Annotated in this window: 15 protein-coding genes and 1 pseudogene; 5 read left to right on the top strand and 11 right to left on the bottom strand. The window is 53.9% G+C overall.

Annotated features, from left to right (window positions below; genetic code table 11):
* Positions 1-283: 283 nt before the first annotated feature.
* The 4 genes from CKW38_RS13285 to CKW38_RS13270 all read right to left on the bottom strand — a co-directional run bounded on the left by CKW38_RS13285 (position 284) and on the right by CKW38_RS13270 (position 5,225).
* Positions 284-1,393 carry an XRE family transcriptional regulator gene (locus CKW38_RS13285; protein WP_095112950.1) on the bottom strand — a complete coding sequence of 370 codons (1,110 nt, stop codon included), beginning with the start codon at positions 1,391-1,393 and terminating at the stop codon, positions 284-286.
* Positions 1,386-2,003, bottom strand: coding sequence for a hypothetical protein (locus CKW38_RS13280; protein ID WP_095112949.1), 618 nt, complete (start codon positions 2,001-2,003; stop codon positions 1,386-1,388). Before CKW38_RS13280 ends, CKW38_RS13285 begins: the two co-directional genes overlap by 8 nt.
* Before the next feature lie 172 nt (positions 2,004-2,175).
* The gene (locus tag CKW38_RS13275; RefSeq protein WP_176472322.1) at positions 2,176-3,552 is read right to left on the bottom strand and encodes a hypothetical protein; all 1,377 of its coding nucleotides are present in this window, start codon (positions 3,550-3,552) and stop codon (positions 2,176-2,178) included.
* A 287-nt stretch (positions 3,553-3,839) separates the two neighbouring features.
* Complete coding sequence (locus tag CKW38_RS13270; protein WP_095112947.1) at positions 3,840-5,225, bottom strand: hypothetical protein; 1,386 nt, start codon at positions 5,223-5,225, stop codon at positions 3,840-3,842.
* Positions 5,226-5,647: 422 nt separating this feature from the next.
* Here CKW38_RS13270 and CKW38_RS13265 point away from each other — a divergent pair, with 422 nt between their 5' ends.
* Positions 5,648-6,232 (top strand): hypothetical protein, encoded by a 585-nt coding sequence (locus CKW38_RS13265; RefSeq protein WP_095112946.1) that lies wholly within the window; start codon positions 5,648-5,650, stop codon positions 6,230-6,232.
* Positions 6,233-6,412: 180 nt separating this feature from the next.
* Here CKW38_RS13265 and gmtX read toward each other — a convergent pair whose 3' ends face one another.
* The 3 genes from gmtX to gmtY are packed head-to-tail and all read right to left on the bottom strand — an operon-like array spanning position 6,413 to position 12,010.
* Positions 6,413-7,009 carry a gamma-mobile-trio protein GmtX gene (gene gmtX / locus CKW38_RS13260; protein WP_095112945.1) on the bottom strand — a complete coding sequence of 199 codons (597 nt, stop codon included), beginning with the start codon at positions 7,007-7,009 and terminating at the stop codon, positions 6,413-6,415.
* Complete coding sequence (locus CKW38_RS13255) at positions 7,006-10,599, bottom strand: VPA1269 family protein (protein ID WP_095112944.1); 3,594 nt, start codon at positions 10,597-10,599, stop codon at positions 7,006-7,008. Before CKW38_RS13255 ends, gmtX begins: the two co-directional genes overlap by 4 nt.
* Before the next feature lie 40 nt (positions 10,600-10,639).
* Positions 10,640-12,010 carry a gamma-mobile-trio recombinase GmtY gene (gmtY, locus tag CKW38_RS13250; RefSeq protein WP_095112943.1) on the bottom strand — a complete coding sequence of 457 codons (1,371 nt, stop codon included), beginning with the start codon at positions 12,008-12,010 and terminating at the stop codon, positions 10,640-10,642.
* A 165-nt stretch (positions 12,011-12,175) separates the two neighbouring features.
* On the opposite strand from gmtY, the pseudogene CKW38_RS13245 reads away from it, so the two are divergent.
* Positions 12,176-12,505 (top strand): annotated as a pseudogene (locus CKW38_RS13245) (GreA/GreB family elongation factor); the annotation flags it as partial.
* Between the two features lie 6 nt (positions 12,506-12,511).
* Here the strand turns inward: CKW38_RS13245 and CKW38_RS13240 are convergent.
* The 3 genes from CKW38_RS13240 to CKW38_RS13230 form a co-directional block, all read right to left on the bottom strand.
* The gene (locus CKW38_RS13240) at positions 12,512-12,820 is read right to left on the bottom strand and encodes a hypothetical protein (protein ID WP_095112942.1); all 309 of its coding nucleotides are present in this window, start codon (positions 12,818-12,820) and stop codon (positions 12,512-12,514) included.
* 249 nt (positions 12,821-13,069) lie between these two features.
* Positions 13,070-13,504, bottom strand: a complete 435-nt coding sequence (locus tag CKW38_RS13235; protein ID WP_007908568.1) for a DoxX family protein — start codon at positions 13,502-13,504, stop codon at positions 13,070-13,072.
* A 112-nt stretch (positions 13,505-13,616) separates the two neighbouring features.
* Entirely contained in the window at positions 13,617-15,038 is a 1,422-nt protein-coding gene (locus tag CKW38_RS13230; protein ID WP_007950156.1) for a transglycosylase SLT domain-containing protein, read from the bottom strand.
* Between the two features lie 236 nt (positions 15,039-15,274).
* On the opposite strand from CKW38_RS13230, the gene CKW38_RS13225 reads away from it, so the two are divergent.
* From CKW38_RS13225 to CKW38_RS13215, 3 genes are all read left to right on the top strand, one after another.
* Positions 15,275-16,081 carry a TatD family hydrolase gene (locus CKW38_RS13225; protein WP_095112941.1) on the top strand — a complete coding sequence of 269 codons (807 nt, stop codon included), beginning with the start codon at positions 15,275-15,277 and terminating at the stop codon, positions 16,079-16,081.
* A gap of 175 nt (positions 16,082-16,256) precedes the next feature.
* Positions 16,257-17,738, top strand: a complete 1,482-nt coding sequence (locus tag CKW38_RS13220) for a methyl-accepting chemotaxis protein (RefSeq protein WP_095112940.1) — start codon at positions 16,257-16,259, stop codon at positions 17,736-17,738.
* Between the two features lie 186 nt (positions 17,739-17,924).
* Positions 17,925-18,290: an Mpo1-like protein gene (locus CKW38_RS13215; protein WP_007908547.1), complete on the top strand. Its 366-nt coding sequence runs from the start codon at positions 17,925-17,927 to the stop codon at positions 18,288-18,290.
* Position 18,291: 1 nt separating this feature from the next.
* On the opposite strand, the gene CKW38_RS13210 is transcribed toward CKW38_RS13215, so the two are convergent.
* Entirely contained in the window at positions 18,292-19,086 is a 795-nt protein-coding gene (locus CKW38_RS13210) for an acyl-CoA thioesterase II (protein WP_007908545.1), read from the bottom strand.
* Positions 19,087-19,162: the final 76 nt, after the last annotated feature.

Raw genomic sequence — 19,162 nt, 5'->3', positions numbered from 1 at the left:
TGAAAACTCGCGTTCAGACATTACGTTCACTCACGTTAGCTTCGATACTCAAAGGTGTCCACACCACATCAAGCTATCGGCTTATGTCTAGAAAACTGAACCGATAGCCAAATCATGACAGGTTAGCCCCTCGTCAAACGCTTCCGTCCTACCTCAATCGAAGCAGGCCGGTGAGCCGTTTGAGTAATCACTCTGAGCCAATGTCTGACTCACTTCTACTGCCCGTGAGTGAATCATAGGCACCTGCTCAATACATTTTCTCCTGTTCCAGCAGCCAGCTAAATCAGCTTCCTGACTTCACGAGAGACAAGGACGCGACGGGCACCTTGAGCATGAAGCGATCAGTGACAAGCGCATCTGTAAGTCCAGAATTCTTCAGGATGCCGCGCCACGCAGCATGATCCAGAAGCTCGATAGCTTTCTGAACAAGACTCGGAGATTCCATCTCAATCTGCTCATCCAACTCCTCTCGCCGAGTGAATCCATTGCGATTGAGATAGGTAAAGCCCGATCGTGCCTGATCCTGGGTGATCAGATTCAGCGTCTGCGCTCTGTAGATGAGTGCTTTGAAACTCACCTTCCAACGTAGTTTGAGCTCCCTGAGTGCAGACCAATTGAGGTACTGCCCTCGCATCGGAGGAAACTCCCCTGCGAAGCTCGTACGAGGCATCAACAAGGCGCTCGCAAACTGGTTAGCTTGATCCTCAGTGGTACGGCATCCCGTTTCGATGCCTTGGTGCATGACCAGGTGACCCAACTCATGAGCGATATCAAAACGCTGACGACAAGGATTCTCCTTTGCAATGTTGCGCACGATCAGAGGGCGTTTGTTGTACAGCGAGAACGCATCGACTCGATCATCAGCATCAGCGAGGTTCACAACCAGAACGCCAACACTCTCCACAAGCCGCGTCAAGTTCGCGATAGGGCCGATACCAATCGACTGTTCACGCCGAAAACGCTCAGCAGCGATCTCCATCGAGTCGTGGTTCACGGGCGTCTCGTCAAAAGTCGAAAACTTCACGCTAGGAAAGTCGATTTCCTTTTCGAGTCCATCAAGGAACAGTTCAAACACCTCAACCTGCGAAGCAATGCTCTTCTTCACCGTCTGAGTGGATGAGCGAAGGCTCCGAAAATGACATTGTTCAAGCTCAACCGATCCACGCCGGGGGCTCGAAAAAAATCTCTCAGTAACGCCCAATGCCTTACTGAGCACCTCAATCTGTGCCCTATTAGGCACTGTGTTTATTTCAAGCTTGTGCGCGTACTGCCGGCTAACGCCAAGCAGTTCACCCAACTCCGCAAGCGAAAGGCCTGCGGCGCACCTGGCCAACCGGAGCTTTTCGGGAGAAAACTCCTCGCCAAATGCAAGCTGTTGCGTTCTTTCATCCATCTATTGGGCCAACATCATTTGCAGTATCTGTATCTGCGTCTTTATTTTTACGACGCGGTTGAGCTTCAGTTACATCAACCTGAGGATGCTGCTCCATGGCACGAACAGAGACACCTGATCGTTGTTCATGCTTCCAAAGGCAGACGACATTCTGACCAGCATCAAAACCGACGATCGCTGTTTCGATTTTCGGGAATTCAGGATCCTGGTTACTCGACAGGTAGACCCGCCAAGTGCAAACTTCAGGAGACATCTCAAACAAGCTCAACTGGTGCTGCTCCAGCGGATTAGCCTTGATCCGGTGAGTTTTCCTGATGTCTTGAGGATTGTCCGTGACCACCTGAAACAAAACGCCGTTCACACTGACCGTGAAATCCAGCGTCGCATTTCTCAACTCCAACCAAGGCAAAGACTTGTCCTTACCCAAGACCTGGGAAAGCCCCTGCAGACGACCAAACAACAACGTCCCGCGCGTGTAAGCGGTGTCGTATTGAGTGGTTGAGTCTTCCAGTGCCCCATACGCAACGGAACAGACCTCCTGACAAAACCTGTCGAGGTATTCTGGTTGCAGTCGGGGTTCGAAATAGCTGGGGTGTTGAGTCTCAAGCATCAGGTGGATCCTCAGAAACTATGCATATCGAAAAATCTGTCAACTGGATTTTTATGCACTTTCTTGAAAATGTCAACCAACCTGCACGTTCGGCTCCACCGCTCTAAATGGGCATTTGAGATGCGCCGGGTATTCTGACTGCTGACTGGGCATCTATTCCCGAGCTAGAAAACTAAGACTCATAAGGTGTGGCGACATAGCAGTCTTGAGCTTCAAGCCAGCCGTCGGGCACCTCCATGTAAAACTCACCATTGTTTGGATTATCTGTGGTGGGAAGCTGCTCGCACTTGATCAGATCCATTTGCGATGCCAATCCATCAACAAACCAACTGAGTGATTCGAACTGCGTGGCTGTTCGCAGGAAATGGAGTTCACTGGCCCTGAAAATGCCCTGACCACTAAAAGGATGGAGATTTATTACTCCGTCAGCCACGTCGCCGACTGCCATGTTATCGCTTACCTGCTCGCATCCCTTCCCATGGCCCTTCCCTAGATCAGACAGCACATCATCCTTCACCTCAAAACCCCAAGAGACCTGGAGTGCATGCACGCCATCCATGAGAATCACCGGATTCAAGTTTTTCTGGGCAAGCAGGTCTTTCAAGATCGCTAGGTCGATGAGTACGACGCCAATGACGACTTCCTGCATAAATAAAACGGTATTGACCGGCGACAGCGAGGCTGTGAATGAATAGTGAGGAAGCCATGTAGGATCTGGAGTAAGCGCAACGCACAACGTCGAGCCGTTCGAGTGACTTTCCACGGCCTCCAACATTGCGCCACTCCACTGACCTTCTGTCCTTGCACAGATGTAAGTCAACCCTGGCTCGGGAGACACAATCTGCATGCCATTCGTGTGTGCTGTGGTCATGCATTCGTTGAACACGAGCTCATAGCTCACCACCGGTGACTCAATGGCAATGCGCTTGGCAGGCAGTCCTCGAAATGAAGCGGCACCATCATTCGTGTAGAAATCATGGAGCACTTGCAACTGCTCAATTTGGCGTCGTACCCGATCGTTGCTGTTCGAAGAGGACTTGACCTCAATCGGCACAGGATCAGCTTGAGCCAGTAAGCAAACATCTCCATGGCGAATGATGTTGGTCAGATCCGAAAGTACTGCCGGCACCTTCATCTGGAGAGCTTTGCGCAGCAAGCGGTATTCCCGAATCAGCCCCTCCTTCCCCTGCACAAACCCCGGATCACTTTTGACCTGATAATCCGCGTCAAAGTAGAGATGCTTGAGGCTATACGTGCTCTGGTAAATGCATGCGATGCCATCGCCAAAGCAACGCCACAAAAACAAAAGATGATGGATGTCCTTAACCCGTCCATCGATCCCCTGGAGAACCTTTTTCAGCATTTTGGCTGTGGCCTTTACTGGCCTTTTACTGGAAAGGAAAGAGCGGATCCGCTGTCTGGCATTCTTGAGCCGCCTAATTCGGCGCTCACAATTAACAATCTGGCGAAGGAGCATGCGGTGTAACTCCCGCAACGCCTTGAAATTATCAGGTGCCTCCTTGACCGCATGGAGCAGCAGCGCAGCCATCCCCAAGCGCAGGGTTTCCCTTGGGTATCTCATCCTGAAACCTCCATTCCATATGTCCTAGTGTGGGTCAGGCGAACACCCATAAGTGCATTGCTGCTGGCCTTTCTCACTCACTCGCTGCATGGGAGTACATGCTGGATCAGACTCTCGATCTCCTGGTTAGTGATGAGGCGACTCCATTTCGAGGTAGCACATCTTCACCACAACGGAGTTCATTAAAGCCTGGCAATTGAGGCACGGACTCTCTCAGGGAGACGCGCCCAAACACGCCCCCGCTGAGTCCGGATTCACTGAGTAGATTTGGCAGCCTTGTCCTGTTCCCAATGAGTTGCGCCTTCAATCTCCAAGGTATCCTCAGTGGACAACATCAGGGAGTAGGGATAAAGCTTCATCAAATCCGGCACACGAGCAAAATACTGTACTGTCTCCGCACACTCGTAGCGGTTCTCCATTGGGTAGTAATTCACACCATGAACAAGGATACCCATCACTCGGGTACCAGAAGCGTCAAATGTTGAGAGGCTGTCGACGTTTTTTACCCGCCTTATCTCCTCGACACTGATCCCTTCGACTGTCTCGTACCAAATATGGACAACCCCAAGCTTATCGGGAGGGATTTGACTGATCCCATCATTGACGAGCCCCTTAAAGTGGCGGGAACGCCGCTCAAGTGAAATCGCGTGCTCACACCGCCACTGAGCGGCCACACAATTGGTGACGCCCTCAATAAAAATATTGAGAATGCTGTTCGAATCACCTGGCCGAACGATACTCCCTGCTATCGTCGCAATGCTGCGTTTCTCATTGCTATCTATTTCGCCGAAGACCAGCAACTCATGCTGAGGACTATTGGCCCTAACGGAATTGCTGCGATAGTGGCGTTCGAGGTGTGCCCTATCAATGCCTCTAATCTGCGCACTGATGGCACCTTCTCGAATCTTGCCACCCCCCACTTTGATCGCGCGATTCACCACCTTGATTACATCTTCCACCGCCGCATCAGAAACCTGATCATGAAAGGTCAGGTCAACGATGCTCCAAGGCGCGACCTCTAGCATATGCTGGCCTAACTGATTCCATACGCTGGCCCAAGCCTCTTCTTCAATGTGCGAATACTGAGTCTGTTTGCCCGCTCGTTTGCACTCAACATAGAACTCCTCATCATCACTTTTGACGAGCAGATCGGGGGATTTTTTCGTTTTCCCGTCCGGCCAAACAAGGCTGTTCTCCGGAACGAAGGAAACCTCATAGCCATTCCTCAAGTAAAACGACGCCGTGAGCAGTTCAAAAATCTGGGTCTCCGGCTTCGCCTTATTAGCCAACATCTTGTCCAAAACCCCTTCGATATTAGGGATGTTTCGAAGCTGATTCGAAAAAGCTCCAATGGCTTTGGCATACGGATAGATGCGATCGCTGCTGTACGAACAATCACTTTCCTGAGCGTCGTAGGCCAATTCAGCTACCAGGATGTACCAGTCAATGTCCTCCTCTGCCGGTACGAAAAGCTGGAGCTCAATCGGTCTGCTCAGATCAATCTTCGACTCCTTCGCTCGGATGCGCTCCACAAAAGCAGCACGTCTCGTAGCCCAGGCATCTGCCCCAAGCCTATCTACCAAGAGCTTGTAGAAAGCCTTGGTTCTCGCATAGTCAACTTGACGAAGATCCACTGTCATTTCTCCCTGTATTGAACTGGCGAATCGGTGATTGAGGGCGTGAGGGGCATGGAATGTGTGGCTAGTAAGGGTGCTGCCAGCAGCATCAGAAATTCCTGAAGATCTCAAGAGCGTTCAGCAGTCACCATCATCACTCAAACGCTGGGCGAGCCGGCGAGATGGGCGATGCGCTTGAAGAATGAAAGGTGGCAAGCCCTCCCTTTTCAATGTAGCCCGAGAAAAACATGCTCAAACAAGAGTTGAACGCCTCACGAAGGCTCTGATATCTTCTTTTCCAAGGTCGCCGTGAACCGCCCTGCTGCGTGGGAAAGATCGGTGTTGTTCTTGCTTACCACACTACTCCCCGTGGCCAGCCCAGCAAGCAGCATGCTCAGCGAAGCGAACAAATTGCGCTTTTACGGCCATGACACCGGAGTCTTGTCATGATGTTTAACACCAAAACGATCCTGGACGCATTCAAGTCCATGGAAATCATCGACGCACCTGAAAACCTCTGTCACACCCAATACCTTGAGTATTGCGCCAAGCTGCTCGGGTACACCAGCTACAAGCATTTCAAATCGTACTTGGAAAGCCCTCCAGAAGATCGAATTGGCGATGTCCATACTGGCTTGATGCGAAAAATCTGCTCCATGCGAACGCCAAAACCCGATGTATCGCACGTCCGCCTAAAAAGCTATCGCGACATGTCCATAGGGTATGACTCCTACTTCATCGGCTGGGACAAGCGGGGCAACGAAGTCCGAGTCCCAACACTTGGACACGATAGGCTTTCGATCACGGACTTCCGCTCCTACTTTGAAGTGCCGCTTTATGTCATCGAAACCAGCAACGAACTGTTGTCATGGCAATTCAAGTGGGGCTCCTTTGCAGCAGTTCCTGAGGGATTGGCCAGGGAGCACTTCCCTTCCCTATTCAACAAAAAACATCTCGTTGTAGAAGATCCGCCGATCAAGAAAATTAAACGCAAAGTACGTGAAGACCTCAGGCGTCGTGGGCTTATCTAAGTCCATACCTGTCAGGCGAGAGGTGACTCTCGCCACTCTCAAGCACCACGTTCAACAAAGGGAAGCTGTTGCCTCCCTTTTCTGAACTGGCCCGAGTATTCGCTTACCGATGCCTTCTCGGCCAAGTCACGGGAATTAGCAAGGCACTCACCTTTGCTCAAGCGCTCCATCCTTGGCTCATTAGAGATACTTCAGAATCTTCGTGAGTGCATCCAGTGTCCCAGGCTTGAACACGACCTTGCCTTGCTCATCGACTACTGTCCCTCTGTTGCCAACTTTGAGACGCCAGGTGTTGAGAAAATCGTCGGACATCAAATGCTCGATCGCACGGCGCTCCACCGGACTGAGTTTGTACTCAGTACCGCTAGCGCTCCGATCATCAATCCGTATCTCCATCCCCGGAGGAATCAATTCCCGGTTGAGACGTTCCGCCTCCGCCAGTTTAGAGAGCGTGATATTGGCCATGAGTCGGAGCTTCGGATCGTCGATTTCATCGACCCATGAATCAGCAACCTTCGACTTAGGCACACGTTTACGCGCTCCCGGACTACCCTCGAAGCACTTGATCAGCGTCCGATAGTTCTCGCCCGTCTTGTTACGGATGCTTTGCACCTTAGGCACGCCTCGCCCTGCCCCTAAGCGAGCAATGGTCGCGAATGAGAAGTCAGCGACTTCCCGCCCAACCTGCTCTTGGCAAACAGCAAATATGGCATCAAGCGTTGCCTGCTGCCTCGGCGCCTTCTCCTTCAGGTGAGCCAAGATCTCCTCTGGCGTCATACCATCACCTCCCGCACGTCCAGCAATTGCGGCGTCTTCACAGCAAGCACTTCAATGAAGTCGGCTTGCGAGATTCTTTCATCATCACTCAAGTCCTCCAGCAAAATCTGCCCCGTAACAACTTGATCAACACGATCCCAAGTTTTCAAACGCTGCAGTAAAAATTTCGCAGCCTGGTTTCCTACAACCAACTGTTCCTTTTCACTCAAGCTGCAGAGTGACGGCCGAATTCGGTTGAGAAGAGCCATGTTGTCAAACATCTGAGAGCGGCGAGGCGTCGCAAAATCAGCTGAAGCCGACTGAAAAATACTCGCGTTGACACATACTTCGTTCAGTTGCTGAAACAACGACGTTTGCTCAATTTCAACCATGATTTCATTTTGGTCATGCACAACAAGCCGTACCTCATCATCGTTGTCGCTGCCCTGCTCAGCAATCAGCGCTTTGCAGTCGTTAATCTGCTTGGTCAGCGACTGCATGTCACACAGGAACATGTCCATCTTCTTGGCAACCTGCTCCGCCTCGGACTCCAGTTTGTTCTTCTCAAGCTCGATTCGATCGCGGCTGCTGGCGTCGAAGATACCGCCCATTTTCTCCATGTCGAATTCAAGTTCATCCAACCCGGCAATTTTCGAATGAAAGTCACTGATCTCTTTCTCAAAATCGAGATACTGTTCTGACAGAAAAGTAAGACGAAGGGAGATTTCATTCCACAGTGAAAGCAACCCGCCAAGAAACATCGGCCCAGTGACGAAGTGCCGGCAGCGAGTGCAATTCTGCATACCCAAGTAGCCCGCTGGTACCGGACTCCAGACCTGTGTTGCACCGATTGGAGAGCCCCCATCCTCGCAACGTGATGCTCCATATGGACACAATCCGTAATCACGCACCAATGTGCTACCGACATTCCCGGCCACCAATGCTTGTAGCGCTTGCTCACTATTAGCCACCAGCGTGTGTGCCAGCTCGTCTGCTCTGTTTTGCTCAAGCATGTCTTGCGCAGCATAGACCTGCTCCCGAAGCGCCAACTTATGCCCCTCGTCCATTCGCCGCCGCAACACTGCTGCACCAACCTTGACGTAGCAAATACTCATGATTACTGAAGCATGGCCGGCGAGCTTCATGATGATTTCAATCGGGAGACCAAACTCCATCACGTAAGCAGTGATCAGGCTTACACGCATACTATGCGGGGTGTACTTGGAGTCGTAACGGGACAACGTGCTGTGGCTCCCCCCAAGCGCGAAAGTCGCCAAAGTCATCTTTTTAGGCTGGGTAAAATACAATGCCGCCGCCAAGCGTTCAGCTAGGCGTGCCGAGTACGCAGGTGGTTCCTCCTCTCTAAACGACCTGAACAGAAAGCAGTTTTTCCCCTTCCGCTTGAGCTGCTCCTCATTGAGATGAGTTCGTTTGCATTCCAGCCATGGCATAGGCCGCTCGATTGGATTGTATTTCTCCTGCCATTTTCGAAGTTTGATCATCCAATGGACTAGCTCCTCCGGAATCCAGGGAACGTCATACCCCTTCCCCATGAAACCAGTCTTGTTGGAGGTAAAACGCATTCCCCAACCACCATCGTCACAAAGCTTGATGAAGCCCCGTTGATTTTTGCGCTGAGCCAATGGGTTCATGTTCTTAACCCAAACGACTTTGTCGTCTTGGATATCAGGAATGAATTCATCAGCTTCCCCAGAGTCGTTATAGGCGATCTGACGACCGCGCGCAGGAATGGAAACCAGCGCATAGGCGTGCATCCAATAGCCGGGGTACCACAGAAGAAATTTGTCACCTTGTGTCTTGAACACACAATCTGGGTCGGTTCGATCGATCAGGCTTTCATCGACCTCAAAGTAGTCAGCATCGAACTGATGGAGCGCCGCCAAATCAGAAAAGCTCTTGGCATCATCGGGCGCCATCCATTTTTTCATCGCGTTAACGTACTGAAACGCGAGTGCAGGCTTCGTCGACTCACTTGGGCCCGGTGTCCCGTCACCTTTGTACTGCAGCGTTGCAAGTGGATTGCTCGCACCTTCTACCCTGACCAGCTCACCGGTGTCCTCATCTTCAATAGTCAGCTCACTCTTCAAGATCTCATTCAAGAAGGAGTTGACGGTCAACAAGATATTCCGACCGATTTGCCTGCTTGTCTGGTTCTCGATTAACTCTCGAAATGGCTTGATATCAGTAGTTTTTCTCGTCAGAAACTCACGAGGAGTCCTACCCAATTCGTACGCTTCGATGAAGTGGCGAATAAATCGGCATAAGTTAGTCTCCTTTCCTGGCCTACCTCTCTGGGTTCTTAAAAAATGCTGGATGCTTGGAATCCAGCCAACGCCATATCCTTGGATAAAATCTAATGTGTAGGGCTCCGGCTTATCCAAAAAGACATGCCAGTTTTTCCACTGCGCGTAGACCTCTTCAGGACTACTAGGCATCCTCGGGTCTTTGAGCTTTGCCATAAGCTCCCGATAATCCTTGATAATCGTACAGCCGTGCGAAATCACAAGTTCTTGAAGTTCCTCGTAACTGTACGGACGCGGGATATTGCACAGGTCGTACCAGTCGACCCATTCATCAGCAAACATTCTGTCGGGATGAGCAGGTAACTGCGGAAATTTTTTGCGAGCATTCCTGTAACCAACACTGCTCTTTAAGTTGATGATTTTCACTGCACATTTGACATCAGCCAAGCTGTAGTAATTATCAGGCAGCAGGAAGGTAATCCACCCAGGAAAATCCTTATATCTTTTACCTGGATACTTAGGTAACCGCTCATCAACAGAGCAACCTTCCTGATATTCCGTACTGGTGGCGAATCGATACGGCGCAGCGATAATCTTGGCTTCTTGCCAGCTTTCACAGCGTTTCAGATAAGGACTAACCCCGAAAGCTTCAGGCCAACTCACCCAATCTTTCTTATAGACCGAATGAGGATTAGCTGGCAGCTTCGGATCCTCTTTGTAGCGAGCCTTGTAATCAACTTGTCCTGTAATTTTTAGATGACGCACCGCCTCAACAAATTCCTCGTAAGTCTCGTATTTTCCCTTACCCGTTTTCGGAGTGTTATCGACCTTGAGGAAAAACGCCCACCCCTGCCACGCGTCAGAGTAGTACGTCGGTGGATCGCCTGGTAGCAATGGATCTTGGTAATAGCGCGCCTTGTAGTCAGTTCGGCTTTGGAGTGTGAGTTTCACAGCAGCTTGTGATGCCTCAGCCATTGTGACGTACCGATCTGGTTTCGCCTGCCCACAGAATTCAGCAAATCCAAGGTAGGTCTCCGCGTAGGTCGTATGCGGGCTTCCAGGAAGCCGAGGGTCTTCTTTGTAACGCGCCTTATACTCAGGCCATGTCTTAATACCTAATTTAATGACAGCGTCGCGTGCCTCTTCAAAAGTCTTGTAACGCTTACGATCGCCAATGTAAGCGTCCCACCCAAGATATTCATCACCATAAGTTTTCGCTGGATTGCTTGGTAGTCCGGGAAAGCTTTTATACCGTGCCAAGTAGTCCTGATAGGATGTAACTTCCATTCCAGCAACAACTTTTGAAGCCTCTGCATAGTTCAGGAATTTTTTAATTTCCCTTGTCATAACCCCCCCACAAGCAAATATTTATTATTTTAGAATTTTTTTAATTCGAATTAGTGTTAGCCGTTTTTTCAGCATGTTCGAAGCTTTCCCGCAGCTCCTCATCAGTCTGTTCCAAATAAACCAGACATGAATCAGGACTTTTATGGTGCATCGCCTTTTGAATTTCCAGCTGACTTAAACCGAAGCCACGCAATCGAAACCCGTAAGCATGCCTATGTCCATGCTCAGTAGTTCCCAAATATTTTTCGTGCTCCAAACCTATACGATTTACCGCATTCTTGTGCTGTCTGGAAAAATTCTTCAGAGTTTCAGGCTGACCTTCGCTATTTGTAAATGCATAAGGATGGCCAGCGTGCCTCGGTGGATCGACTCTCTGCTTCGCAAGGTACAGTTCAAATGTCAGTAAAAATTCTTTCGCCATTGATACAGGTGAAAACTGCACCTGAAAGTAGTTTTCTGGATTGTCCAATAGCGGGGCTTTCCAGCCAGCATGCAGCGCTTTCGATCTAGGATAATCAGTTCTCGGTTTCAGGCGGAACTGACGAGCCAAATACTCTCGACGGGTACTATATTTTTTGTCAGGTGACGCACCGAATGAAGGATGATAGATCCTGACTACCGCCTCTCCCCGCTTTCTATCTACGATGATGTCGGACAGGTAAAGCTGGAACGCCTCACTTTTCCTTACGCCGCCGTAATGCATCAGCAATGTGAGTGCGCGCCCCTTGTAGTCAATGAAGTCGTGCTTGGCGGCCGTCGGATCTTCGCACCGACGTACCCAGCCATTCACCATTAGGTTGTGTATTTCTTTCTCGGGAAACCTCTTCGTTATGCGGCCACTGGTTTTGGGTGTCCAGTTGGTACGCACACTCCGAACCTGCTCATTCCCACTCTTGGCCTCGTCCGGATCACTCAGGTGCGACAGAAATACATGCGCCTCCTTGTTGTAGTACGCGCACCAGTTCATCCGCTCCTCCGCACCAGAGGCCTTGCGAAACGGATTCGCGCGCCTCGTATGGTACTCAGGGCGCTCAGCAAGCCAGTCGGTGTATTTGTTCAGGTGGAACATCAACGTGCGGAAGTCGTCAGGCTTTCTGGGCATCCAGTACAGGCCACTCGGGTCTTCCAGGGTCTCGGTGTTGATCGTTCCGAATTCTAAGGATTGAGCAAACGCGTGCAGCAAAGCCCTCGTATCCTCAAATCGTGACTGATGGGCATCGATGTATTGGATCAGCAGCTTCGTCGCGAACACGCTCCTCTCGCGCCAAGACTCGCTTTTGGGCAGCTCACTCGCCAAGTACCGAAGGTGCGAGATGAGGATGCCACCCTCGGTCAGCAAACCAGGTAGCTGGACTTCACGCCCCGTATCGTCATTCCGGTAACTCACCTTCACCTTGGTCGCGTATGACACCTCCCTTCTCCTCCCCTCATCACTTAGTCTGACTCGGGGTCTGACATAGTATCTAGTACTGATTATGCGGATCTAAGGACACCTTAGCCGATGGGAATGACTGAAATCTACCCCTCAGATGAAGGGAGAAGATGTGAAATAGTATGTTTGTGGGAGGGGTGCTAATACACCTATGGCAAGAAGATGCTGCGCGAGATCGACAGTCGCGTACGCTTTCTCACCAAACGCCTGGAAGCATTGAAAGTCGTCAGCGAAAAACCCAGCGATCCGAACAAGGTCTACTTCGGCGCTTGGGTAACCATCGAAGACGAAAACGGCAAGCAATCGCGCTACCGCATCGTCGGCCCGGATGAACTGGATCTGAAACTGGGCCTGATCAGCATCGACTCGCCACTGGCCCGCGCCTTGATCGGCAAGGCGCTGGATGCAGAAGTCCGGGTGCAGACGCCGACGGGTGAACAGTTCGTTTACATCGTCGCTATCGACTATCCGTAAAGCGTATCAGCGTCGGGTGATCAAGCCATGCCGCGCAACGCGGGTCAGTTGCTTGATCATCTCCGGCGCATCCTCAACGCTCGGCGCTTGAATCACCGCCAGATCAAAGCTGTCACTGGCAAAACGCGCCAGCGACTCGCCGTCTTCAACGAACTGGATCAGGAACGCGGCAGGACCGCCGCTGCGACGTGGCCAGCCATCGAGATAACGCAACAGCGTCGGCTGATGTTTGCCGCCAAGGAGAATTTTCGGGTTGCGCTGGGTGATATGTGCCGTGATCGGCGCGGGACGTGCTGGAGGGCGTAGTGCATTCATCGTGTCGTGTCTCTGCCTCAAAAGTCTGCATGGCAGGTGAGAGGCAACACCGAACCAGCGCTTTAGCGGTATTTCGAAGCCCTGTTCCGGCTTCTGACGGCAACTGTTGAAGTCACCTGGCGCCCCGCAAGTAGCTGTTTAAATCGGCGCATGGGCAACATCCTAGAGAACGTGACCGATCAGTGTCAAGAATCAGCCGCAACAAAAAAAGGCCCGCACAATGCGGGCCTATTCCTTGAGCCAGAGCGCTTAGCCGGCGATGGCGCGGTCCACCGAGAGCTTGCCGGCGCCTTCGATCAGGACGGCGAGGCTGCCACCGAGCAGGGCCAGGGCGAACTCGTAACCGTTGTTGGCCATAAACAGACCGTTGCTGATGTGTACGGTGAAGATCGCCACCAGCGACAGGAAGGTCAGGCCCAACGCCGCCGGACGCACCAGCAGGCCGATGATCAAGGCCAGGCCGGCGAAGAACTCAGTACCGCCCGCCAATGTGGCCATCAGGTAGCCCGGGTGCAGGCCAATGCTGTCCATGTACTGCGCGGTGCCTGCCAGACCATACCCACCGAACAGACCGAAGAGTTTTTGCGAGCCGTGCGCAGCGAAGATTACGCCGACCGCAATGCGCAGGATGGTCAGACCGTAGCCGGCGCGGGTGAACAATACTTTGTTGATCAGAGAGCTCATGGGGCATTCCTTGTTTTTGCGAGAAGTTGTGTGTGTTGGTTGGCCGCTATATTAATCAGTAAAATTCATGTTAAAAGCGCAAATATTCCGCCATAACAATCAGTTTATTAGATCATTTCCGTGAGACGACTTTTTGCGCCCCGGGCTCCAACGACTCCCGCTCCCGGTCGAACGCCAAGTAATACTTGTTCACGCTATTAACATAGCTGACCGGCCCCATTCCTACCTGCTCCATGGCAATGCGCTCGACCTGGAAGAACCACTGGTTGGGATTCAGCCCGCGCCGCCGGGCCTCGGCGCGCATGCCCTGCACGCGCTCGGGGCCAATGTTGTAGGCCGCGAGGGTGAAGGCCATGCGCTCGCGCTCGTTGAGTTTGGGGCTGTTGAAAAACTTGCGGCGAATCATCGCCAGGTACTTGGCGCCGGCCTGCACATTCGCATCGAGATTCTGAATATTGCTCACGCCGACTCGCTGAGCGGCGGAAGGCGTGATCTGCATCAGCCCCGTCGGGCCGCTGCCGCTACGGGCGTTGGGTTGCAGGCGTGATTCCTTGAACGCCAGTGCGGCCAGATTCAGCCAGTCCATGTTCTGCGCGGCGGCGTGCTTTTGCAGAGTCGGGCGCAGTTTTTCGAGACGCTGGCGATCGGCCTTAGCCAACGGATTGTGGACTTGGTACAGGCGTCGATAGATGCGCAAAAACGCAGCATCTTCGTTCGAGGGTTTCTTGTAACCGCCGAGGAAGCGGTCAATGCTTGCACGCAACATTGCGGCGTCACGGCGCACGAACCAGTACTCCTCGCCCGGCTCGCTGATGATCAGTTGCCGGTCAAAACGCAGCTTCGGCAGGATCTTGCCCCAACGCTCGGCGATAGGTTGCTCGACGATGGTCAGGTGAAAAATCCCGCCCTGAACCATCTCCAGCACATCTTCGACCGCCAGGGTCGGATCGACCCATTCGATCTTGATCGGCGCCAGTTTGTGCAACGCCAGTTTCTGATTGAGCTGACTGACCGCCTCCCCCGCCGCACTGCCGGTGGGCAACGCGAGGGTTTTGCCGGAAAGTTGCTCGACCTTGGTGTAGCGTCGCTCGCCCTTGATCCCGACCAACACCAGCGGCACGTTGCTGGCGACCGGTTCGCTACTGGCCACGGCATAGCCAGATTGCAGATCGAGCAATTCACCCGGTGCGACCAGATCACCTTCGCCACGCTGCAAGGCGCCGAGCAATTGGTCCTTGGCTTTGGGAATGATCTTGAGGGTGATTTCCTGGCCATCGCGAGCATGGCCATTGAGGTATTGCTCGAAGGCACGCAGGCGATGGTATTCGACGCCGATGGCCTGGCCCTGAACTTCGCCGGAGCTGTTGCGGCTCTGGTTGACCAGCACGCGCAATACGCGGCTGCTGCGAATCTCGGACAAGTCCCGCACCTTGGCCGCCGGCACGGCTTGCAACGGCCCGGGCAGGCGCGCAACCGCCGTCATCGGCAGTAGCAACGATCCACACAACAGGAGCAAAACCGAGGGACGAACCATCCACTCTCCGGAAAGAATACGGGGCAATTTCATCTCTGAAAGATCGAAATCACCGACAAAAACAGAGCGCTTGGAGCGCTGGCAAAGTGCGAGAGACTGGCACAGTAATGGCACTTCTGCCAAACCGGGCTGCGTCGCGGCATCAAAAGACAGCTATAACTCGTTGTAGTTCTTGGCTTTTCTTATGAATCTACAGCTCTGGTATGCTTTCCGGCCTTCGGCCCGAGGTAGCAACCATGCAACTCATCGATATCGGCGTCAACCTGACCAACCCCAGTTTCGCCGACAAACACCAGGCCGTGCTTGATCGCGCCTATGCGGCCGGGGTCTGCCAACTGGTGCTGACCGGCACCAGCGTCGAGGGTAGCGAACAGGCTTTAGAGCTGTGCCAACAGCTGGATGAAAGCGGTCAACGGTTGTTCGCCACCGCCGGTATTCATCCGCATTCGGCCAGCGACTGGAACGCCGATAGCGCCCGTCGTTTGCGCAGTCTGTTGCAAGAAAAAAACGTCGTCGCCGTGGGTGAATGCGGGCTGGATTTCAACCGGGATTTCTCGCCGCGCCCACAACAGGAAAAAGTCCTCGAAGAGCATTTGGCGTTGGCCGTTGAACTGCAATTGCCGGTGTTTCTGCATGAGCGTGATGCCAGCCAGCGCCTGTTGGAAATCCTCAAAGTCTTCCGCGATCAACTGCCCGCCACTGTGGTGCATTGCTTCACCGGCGAGCAAAAAGCCCTGTTCAGCTACCTCGATCTGGACCTGCACATCGGTATCACTGGCTGGATCTGCGATGAGCGTCGGGGCACGCATTTGCATCCGTTGGTGAAAGAGATCAAGCGCGGGCGCCTGATGCTGGAAAGCGATGCGCCGTACCTGCTGCCGCGCACTCTGCGACCGAAACCAAAGAATGGGCGCAATGAACCGGCGTATCTGACTGAAGTGCTGCGCGAAGTGGCGTTGCACCGCGGCGAAACCGAGGAAGATCTGGCGGCGCACACCACCGCGTGTGCCCGCGCGTTCTACAACCTCCCGGCATTGGCGTAAGCCGCAAAAGATCGCAGCCTTCGGCAGCTCCTACAGGGCGTACGCCATCCCAATGTAGGAGCTGCCGAAGGCTGCGATCTTTTGATCTCTTGACTCACATCAAATCGAGTCCTCTGCATAGCGGCACAATAATGGCACCTTGCCAAAACTGTTTCCGCTATCAGAGAAGACCTCCATGGGTGCCTGGCTTAGCAATATCTCGCTGAAATACAAATTCTGGGCGGTCAATGCGGTCGCCTTCGTCACCACCCTGTTGCTGGTGCTGTACGCCGTGCAGCTCGAACAACAGGCGCGCAGTCACGCGTCTCAGGCCTCGGCGCAAGCCCAGGCGCAATTGCTCAAGGCCTGGCCGGTCGGGCAGTCATTGCCCAAGGCCGATCAGGTGCTGACCTTCAAGCGCGGCGAAGCACCGCGCCTGAACGATCAGCCCTTGCTGGAAATCACGGAAAGCAACGGCTGGAACGAGATCAATCACCTGCCGCTGTTCGGCGATAACCCGCTGATGGGCGCCGAAGTGTTCAGTCGTGCCGATGGCCAGCAAGTTGCGGTCATTGCCTACGGCCCGAGTCTGAGTCAGGTGTTCAGCGAGCGTTTCGCCAACTATGCGGTGGCGGTGTTCATTCTGATGTTCGCCATGCTGTGTGCCTCGCAACTGCTGATCCGCTTTCTGCTCAGCCAGCTCAACACCTTGAAGGACGTCATGCTTCACGTTGAGAAAAGCGGCGATCTCTCGGCTCGTGTGCCACTGGCCGGCAAAGACGAAGTCGGGCAGATGGCCAATGCGTTCAACGCGATGCAGGCCGGTTACCAGCGCGTCGTCACCACCGTGGCCAACACCGCACGGCAACTGGATGTCGGCGCGGCGCGACTGGCATCGAGCATGAACGAAGTGCGCCACGGCATGCTCGGTCAGCAGAGCGAAACCGATCAGGCCGCTACCGCGATCAACGAAATGACCGCCACGGTTTATCACATCGCCCAACACGCCGGCGCCACCCGCGACTTGTCGCAGACCGCCGATGATCTCGCCGGCAGCGGTCAGCAAGTGGTCGCGCGGGTGCAGCACTCGATTGCCGGGCTGTCCAGTGGTGTGCAGCAGACGGCCGAGATGATTCAACGGCTGGCTGAGGACAGTCAGAAGATCAACGGCGTGGTCAGCGTGATTCACAGCATTGCCGAGCAGACCAACCTGCTCGCCCTGAACGCTGCCATCGAGGCCGCCCGCGCCGGTGAAATGGGCCGGGGGTTTGCCGTGGTCGCCGATGAGGTGCGCAATCTGGCGAAGCGGGTGCAGACCTCGACCGATGAGATCACCACGATGGTCTCGGCCTTGCAGGCTGGCACCCGCGATGCGGTGGATTTCATGCAGGAGAGTTCGTACAAAGCCGACGATTGCGTGCAGCAGGCGCAGGAGGCCGGCGAAGCACTGGCGGAAATCACCGGGGCGGTGGCGCAGATGCGTGAAAGCAACACGCAGATTGCCGTGGCGGCGGAGCAGCAAAGCCAGGTTGCCGAGGAGATGAACCGGGCGGTGGTGAGTATTCGTGATGTGACCGAAAACACCGTGCAACAAACAGTGGATTCGGCGACGACCAGTAATGAGCTGGCGACGTTGGCCGGGGAGTTGAGCAAAGCAATAGGTCAGTTGAAGCTCTGAAGATCAAAGATCGCAGCCTTCGGCAGCTCCTACAGGTGTACGCATTTATATGCAGGAGCTGCCGAAGGTTGCGATCTTTTTTGTCCATCATGACTATGATGCCAATAGCCAACCTTGATTCGCCGCCCTCGCCGCCCGGGCCTATTCTTCAAGCATGTGTTCAACATGGATCGAGGAGTAGAAAACATGGGCAAACGTCACCCCAATCTTCCCGCGTGGCAATGGCGCGCGTACCCGGGTAATCACCAGCACCCGACCAATCTGGTGCTGCACCTGATTGCCGTGCCGTTGTTTATCGTCGCGTTTCTGCTGATCGTGTCCGGGGTGTTCAGCCTGAGTCTGGCCAGCGTCGCCATCGGCGTGATCGGTATCGTTGCGGCGCTGGGTTTGCAGCGCCATGGCCACAGCCTGGAGGCGCAAGCCTCCGAGCCGTTCAGTGATCGTAAAGATGCCGTGTCGCGCTTATTGGTCGAGCAGTTTCTGACCTTTCCGCGCTTCTTTCTCAGCGGCGGCTGGTGGCGCGCCTGGCGTGAACGCCACCGTCGGCACTGACTCAGGCGAAGATCGTGACGGTCTGGCGACTCATCGCAATCAGTTCACCTTCTGCGCTCCACAGCTTGGCGGCGACATGGCCGTAGCCATCGGCGGCGTACTCGATGTCGGCCAGGTATTGGCACCAGTCCAGCGTACTCAAATCGTGTAGCGGCTGCACAAATTCGATGGTCCAGGTCAGCGTACTGCCCGGTGCAGGCTTCTTAAGATACGGCAACAGCGCGGGCGGCCACGCATCGACCAAGGCCAGCAGATGCGCCTCGTTGACCGGTTCTTCTTTGACATCTCCACGCAAGCGCACCCAGCCGCCCATCAGCCGCGATTGAGTGCCGGTGAACGGCATGCCGCCGACGCTCCAGCGCATTGCCAGATGACGCATGAACTCCGGGGTCACGCCTTTGATATAGGGTAATTCCTGGCATTCATCCCAGTGTTTCATTGACGGCGCCGGATACGCTTCGACTGCCACCTCCGACGGCCGAGAGGCACCGAAACTACCCTGAACGATGGTCACCACCTGACCATTCTGGATCGCCCGGCCCATGACCTGGCTGACGGCCTTGCCTTCGCGCAGTACATCCACTTCGAAACTCACCGGGACTTCAGGCTCGACCGGGCCGACAAAGGTGATCGCCAGCGAACGTACCGGGCGATCCGCCGGGACCTTCGCGCGTATGGCTTCGTATTGCAGCGCAGCCACCAGACCACCGAAGCTCGCACGCCCCTGGCCCCATTCGGCAGGAATGGTCAATTCTGGTTGGCGGCGGACCGCCTCGAGCAGATCGCTAAAGCGCATGGCAACCTCAGAAAACGAAAAAGGAATGCAGGGATCTTAACCAGACCTGCATAGCGCCGCAGCGTCTATTCCGGTC

Source organism: Pseudomonas sp. Irchel 3H7 (assembly GCF_900187605.1).
Lineage (GTDB): Bacteria > Pseudomonadota > Gammaproteobacteria > Pseudomonadales > Pseudomonadaceae > Aquipseudomonas.
This window is presented reverse-complemented; position numbering and strand designations above follow the sequence as displayed.